Annotated in this window: 5 protein-coding genes and 1 pseudogene; all 6 read left to right on the forward strand. The window is 61.4% G+C overall.

All coding sequences use genetic code 11. The annotated features are described in order from the left end of the window. Positions 1-261 precede the first annotated feature (261 nt). Positions 262-1692: a coniferyl aldehyde dehydrogenase gene (locus BN32_RS23485; protein ID WP_019200018.1), complete on the forward strand. Its 1431-nt coding sequence runs from the start codon at positions 262-264 to the stop codon at positions 1690-1692. Between the two features lie 65 nt (positions 1693-1757). Continuing rightward, positions 1758-3365 carry a GMC family oxidoreductase gene (locus tag BN32_RS23490; RefSeq protein WP_019200017.1) on the forward strand — a complete coding sequence of 536 codons (1608 nt, stop codon included), beginning with the start codon at positions 1758-1760 and terminating at the stop codon, positions 3363-3365. 111 nt (positions 3366-3476) lie between these two features. Further along, complete coding sequence (locus BN32_RS23495) at positions 3477-4262, forward strand: SDR family oxidoreductase (protein ID WP_040427533.1); 786 nt, start codon at positions 3477-3479, stop codon at positions 4260-4262. A 93-nt stretch (positions 4263-4355) separates the two neighbouring features. After that, entirely contained in the window at positions 4356-5213 is an 858-nt protein-coding gene (locus BN32_RS23500; RefSeq protein WP_019200015.1) for an MBL fold metallo-hydrolase, read from the forward strand. 126 nt (positions 5214-5339) lie between these two features. Further along, entirely contained in the window at positions 5340-6182 is an 843-nt protein-coding gene (locus tag BN32_RS23505) for a fumarylacetoacetate hydrolase family protein (protein ID WP_040427641.1), read from the forward strand. 68 nt (positions 6183-6250) lie between these two features. Next, positions 6251-6319 (forward strand): annotated as a pseudogene (locus BN32_RS27065) (glutathione S-transferase); the annotation flags it as partial.

A 6319-nucleotide genomic window follows, 5' to 3' on the forward strand; every position in this document is an offset into this window, starting at 1 on the left:
TCCAACCCGTCCGGAGGCGAGAGAAGGCTACCAAGGCAAGAGCCCATGGTGCGAGGGGTATGTACCAACGCCGCTCCGCTTTGGAAAGGCCTGCGGACGATCTTTTTCACGATTTTATGACGGCAATTGCCGCCGCGATTCCGGACATTTTTGGCCTCCGGGCACGCCCAAGCAGGCTTGCCAATAGAACCGTGAAGGACCAGCCTTGGAACAAGGCAAACAAGGTCCGGTGCGAAAAAAGCCGGCCGCGAGGAAACCGCGATGAACCAGGCCGTCAGAAATCCCGCCGCAGGCGGCATTGAGGATGTTTTCCGCCGCGCCGTGGCACTTTCTCGCGCCGCTCCCCCCACCCTCGACGAGCGGCGCGACCGGCTTGCGCGGCTGCGCGCGCTGGTGGTGGAGAATGAAACCCGGTTCGGCGAAGTGATCTCCGCCGATTTCGGCAACCGTTCCTCCACCGAGACCCTGATCGCCGAAACGCTGTTCCTGCTCGCTGAAATCAAACACGCCACGAAAAATCTCAGCCGCTGGATGGCGCCGAAACACGTCGCGACCGAGCTGCAATACTTCCCTGCGAAAAACAAACTGCTGCCCCAGCCGCTGGGTGTGGTCGGCATCATCGCGCCGTGGAATTATCCGTTGCAGCTTACGCTTGCCCCTGCAATCGCAGCGATCGCCGCCGGCAACCGCGTGATGATCAAGCCGAGCGAGCTGGTACCTCAATTTTCCGCACTGCTGCAGAAGCTGATTGCGGACAAATTTGACGACACCGAGCTGATGGTCACCGGCATCGACGGCGATATTTCAGAACGCTTTGCGGCGCTGCCGTTCGATCATCTGATCTTCACCGGCTCGACCCGCGTCGGACGGCTGGTCGCAGAAGCCGCAGGCCGCAACCTGACGCCGGTCACACTCGAACTCGGCGGCAAATCGCCGGCCATCATCGACCGCTCCGCTGATATTGCCGAAGCCGCCGAGCGCATCGTTTACGGCAAGCTGATGAATGCCGGACAAACCTGCATCGCGCCGGATTACGTCCTGATCGCACGCGACAGCGCGGATGAGTTCGTGGCCAAGGCCAATGACGCGGTCACGCGTATGTTCGGCACCGGCCCGGATAACAAGGATTACACATCGATCGTATCCGACAAGCACTATGCCCGGCTGGAAAGCCTGGTGCAGGACGCGACCGCGCGCGGCGCAAGGATCGTGCAGCCAGCGAAGGCGGACGATCCTGCATGGAAAGCCAAGCGCAAATTCCCCCCGACCTTCGTCAACGGCGCGACCACCGACATGAAGGTGATGCAGGAGGAAATCTTCGGGCCGATTCTGCCGGTGTTCGCCTGCGACACCACAGATGCAGCCATCGCGCATATCAACACTAACGATCGTCCGCTGGCACTGTACTGGTTCGGCAAGGATGATGCCGCGCGCGATCAGGTGCTGGCGCGCACCGTCTCCGGCGGCGTCACTGTGAACGATTGCCTGTTTCACTTCGTGCAGGCCAATCAGCCGATGGGCGGCGTCGGCGCGTCGGGCATCGGTGCCTATCACGGCGAATGGGGTTTCCGAGGCTTGAGCAAGATGAAGCCTGTTTTCTATCGCTCTCCATTCAACCGGCTGGCCGATCTCTATCCGCCCTACGGCACCAAGATCGCGCGCCTGATCAAGCTGCTGCGCTTCATGTCGTAAATTTTTCGAGGATCAAGACGACCGGCACCAAAGCCGGCGCAACAATGCTGTCTGGGGGAATGTCGATGGCGGACACGTTCGATTACGTGGTTGTGGGTGCAGGCTCAGGCGGCTGCGCCGTCGCAAGCCGCCTTTCCGAGGATCCCAATGTCTCTGTCGCGCTGCTGGAAGCCGGCGGCCGCGACGACAACTGGGTCGTTACCACGCCCGGCGCGCTGATTCTGATGGTCTCAGGCCCGGTGAACAACTGGGCGTTCAACACCGTGCCGCAGCCCGGCCTCAACGGCCGCATCGGTTATCAACCGCGCGGCAAGGGCCTCGGCGGATCTTCGTCCATCAACGCGATGTGCTACATCCGCGGCCACAGGGCGGACTACGATCGCTGGGCTTCGCTCGGCAACACCGGCTGGTCCTATGCGGACGTGCTGCCCTACTTCAAGCGCTCCGAAGACAACAGCGAACTCGACGGCTTCTATCACGGCCAAGGCGGCCCGCTCAGCGTCACCAAGCTGCAAACCGACAACCCGGTTCAGGACATCTACCTGCAGGCCGCGCGCGAAGCGCAGTTCCGGATCAATGAGGATTTCAACGGCGAGGAACAGGAAGGCCTCGGCGTCTATCAGGTCACGCAGAAGAACGGCGAACGCTGGAGCGCCGCGCGCGGCTACATCCATCCCTTCATGGAGACGCGCAAGAACCTGCACGTGATCACCGGCGCCCACGCCACGCGCATCCTGTTCGAGGGCAAGCGCGCAGTTGGCATCGAGTATCGTCAGGGCAAGGACACGAAGCAGGTCCGCGCACGGCATGAAGTCATCCTCGGCCTCGGCGCATTTCAGACCCCGCATCTGCTGATGCTGTCCGGTGTCGGAGATCAATCCGAACTCGCCAGGCATGGCATCGCACCGGTCCATCATCTGCCGGGGGTCGGCAAGAACCTGCACGATCACCCCGATTTCGTGTTCGGCTTCCGCTCCGACAATCCGAACTTCACCGGCCTGACATTTCAAGGCATCAAGCGGATCATCAAATCGATCTTCCAGTATCGTCGCGAACGCCGCGGCCCGATGACCTCGAACATCGCCGAATGCGGCGGGTTTCTCAAAACCCGCCCCGATCTGGATTTGCCGGACATTCAACTGCACTTCTGCATGGCGGTAGTAAACAACCACGGCCGCACGCCATTTTTCGGAAGCGGCTTTTCGTGCCACGTCTGCCTGCTGCGGCCGAAAAGCCGCGGCAGCGTCTGGTTGCAGAGCGCCGATCCGATGCAGCCGCCCGCCATTGATCCAAATTTCTTCGGCGATCCGGCCGATCTCGAGGCCATGGTCGCCGGCTTCAAGACAACAAAGCGCCTGCTCGATGCACCCGCGCTGAAGGCTATTCAAACGTCCGACGCATTCACCGCCGGCGTGGAATCCGACGACGACATCCGCAATGCTTTGCGCGCGCGGACCGACACGGTCTATCACCCGGTCGGCACCTGCAAGATGGGCGTCAACGACCCGATGGCCGTGGTCGATCCCACGCTCAAGGTGTACGGCATCGAGGGCCTGCGGATCGCGGATGCATCGATCATGCCCGAGGTGATCGGCGGCAATACCAACGCACCGACCATCATGATCGGCGAGAAGGCTGCCGACATGATCAAGGCAGAGATGCGCCTGCATTGATTGCACACCCCGCACAGATCAGGCATGACGGCGCATGCTATCCGACGCCGCCGAAGGCCGTATGATCGGTCCTCGACGGAACAAAAAACCAGCAAGAACGGGAGTAACGCAGTGGATCTCGGAATTTCAGGACGGCGCGCGATTGTATGCGCAGCAAGCAAGGGATTGGGCCGCGCCTGCGCGATTGCGCTGGCCAATGAAGGCGTCCATGTCACGATCACGGCACGCGGCGCGGAAGCGCTTGCCAAGACCGCGGCTGACATTCGCAAGGCCAGCCCTAAGGTGACGGTGACGGAAGTCGTCGGCGACATCACTACACCGGCCGGCCGTGAAGCCGCACTGAAGGCCTGTCCCGATCCGGATATCCTGATCAACAATGCCGGCGGCCCGCCGCCCGGCGACTTCCGCAACTGGACCCGTGACGACTGGATCAAGGCGATCGACGCCAACATGCTGACGCCGATCGAACTGATCAAGGCGACAGTCGATGGCATGATGGCGCGCAAGTTCGGCCGCATCGTCAACATCACGTCCGCCGCGGTGAAGGCGCCGATCGATATTCTGGGCTTGTCGAACGGCGCACGCAGCGGCCTGACCGGATTCGTCGCCGGTCTGTCGCGCAAGACCGTGATCGCCAACGTCACCATCAACGGCCTGCTACCGGGTCCGTTCGATACCGACCGCGTTCGCGGACCGATGCTCGAAGCGGCTGCAAAGGCCCAAGGTATCTCGCCTGACGAAGTGCTCAAACAGCGCATGAAAGCGAATCCTGCAGGACGCTTCGGCGATCCGGAAGAATTCGGCCTCGCCTGCGCGTTCCTTTGCGGCGCCAAGTCCGGCTTCATCACCGGACAGAACCTGCTGATGGACGGCGGCGCGTTCCCCGGCACGATGTAAGCGCACGCGTCGCACGCGCGATCCCCGCAACGCATACCCTCGGGTTTAAACCCGAGGGTCACAAACACGTCAAAGCGACCGGGAGCTGGCTTGATGCAATGGACCGTGGGCCGCGTAAAAATCACCAACATCGCGGAAATCGAAGCCACGGGCGGCACGCGATTCATTCTTCCGCAGGCAACGCCGGAAGAAGCCCAGAAACTGCCGTGGCTGGTGCCGCACTACGCCAACGCCGAAGGCCGCCTCAGACTCAACGTGCAGTCGTGGATCGTCGAGACGCCGACAAACAAAATCATCGTCGATACCTGCATCGGAAACGGCAAGACGAACCGGTCCGTCCCGGTCTGGAATGGGCTGGACAAGCCCTTCCTCGACGATCTGGCCGCGGCAGGTTATCCGGCAGACACGATCGATACCGTTCTCTGCACTCACCTTCACGTCGATCACGTCGGCTGGAATACGAAGCTCGACGATGGCAAGTGGGTGCCGACTTTCACCAACGCCCGCTACCTGTTCGGCAAGACCGAATACGACTACTGGGCTGCACACAGTCCTGCTGGCGAACACAGAGCGGTGTTCGAGGATTCGGTTCAGCCGATCGTCGATGCCGGGCGCGCCGATCTCATCGGCAGCGATCATCGGATTGGCGATGAGGTGTTCCTGATTGCGACGCCCGGGCACAGCCCGGGCCATATGAGTGTTCTGATCCAGTCCGACGGCAAGCAAGCGCTGCTCACCGGCGATGTCGCACACCACCCCTGCCAGATGGCACATCTCGACTGGTCATCGACAGCGGATTCCGATCCCGTCCAGTCCATCGAGGCCCGAAAGATGCTGTTTTCGCGCTTCGCGGATACGCCCACGCTGGTATTTGGCGGTCACTACGATCCCGGCCACCTCGTCCGCGACGGCGACGCCTTTAAATTGATCGCGGATCGCAATTACGCCTGAAAATGAGCGCGCTGCAAAATAAAGCGAACTTCGGATTCAGGACACTAGAGGTTGAATTTCACCGCGCCCTGTCGCATGAAACATCCGACCAATGAAACATCGGACAAGAACGAAAAGGAACTGACTATGAAACTGGTTCGTTATGGCGCCATGGGCCAGGAGAAGCCCGGATTGCTCGACCGTTCGGGCCGCATTCGCGACCTGTCGGCCCTGGTCAAGGATATCAACGGCGAAGCACTGTCGCCCGCCGGTCTGGCCAAAATCGCCGCGATCGATCCGGCCTCTCTGCCGCTGGTTGACGGCAATCCGCGCCTCGGCGCACCAGTCGACAACATCACCAAATTCGTCGCCATCGGCCTGAACTACGCCGACCACGCCGCCGAAGCCGGCATGGCGATTCCGTCCGAGCCGATCGTTTTCCTCAAGGCCAATACCAGCCTGTGCGGACCGAACGACGCTGTCGAAAAGCCGCGTGAATCCACCAAGCTGGACTGGGAAGTCGAGCTCGCAATCATCATCGGCACCAAGGCCAAGTACGTCACCGAAGCCGACGCGCTGAAGCATGTCGCAGGCTACGCGGTCTGCAACGACGTCTCGGAGCGCAACTTCCAGATCGAGCGCGGCGGACAATGGACCAAGGGCAAGTCCCACGACACCTTCGGTCCCGTTGGTCCATGGCTCGTCACGGCCGATGAAATTCCGGACGTGCACAAGCTCGGCATGTGGCTCGACGTCAACGGCACCCGCTGCCAGACCGGCTCAACCGCGACCATGATCTTCAACGTTCCGAAGATCATTTCCTATGTTTCGGGATTGATGACGCTGCATCCCGGCGACATCATCACCACCGGCACACCACCCGGCGTCGGCATGGGCATGAAGCCGCAGAAATTCCTCAACGCCGGCGATGTCGTCACCCTCGGCATCGACGGTCTCGGCGCGCAGCGTCAGGAAATCGTCGCGGCGTAAGTTCATTGCATTGAAGGCTCCGGCAGTCGCGCCGGAGCCCTTTCATTTCATCCGCTCAGGATTGCCTCATGAAGCTTGCCTACTCACCGGCGTCCCCGTTCGCGCGGAAGGTTCGCATCGCGGCGATCGAACTCGGC

This window comes from Afipia birgiae 34632 (assembly GCF_000308295.2).
Taxonomy (GTDB): Bacteria; Pseudomonadota; Alphaproteobacteria; order Rhizobiales; family Xanthobacteraceae; genus Afipia; species Afipia birgiae.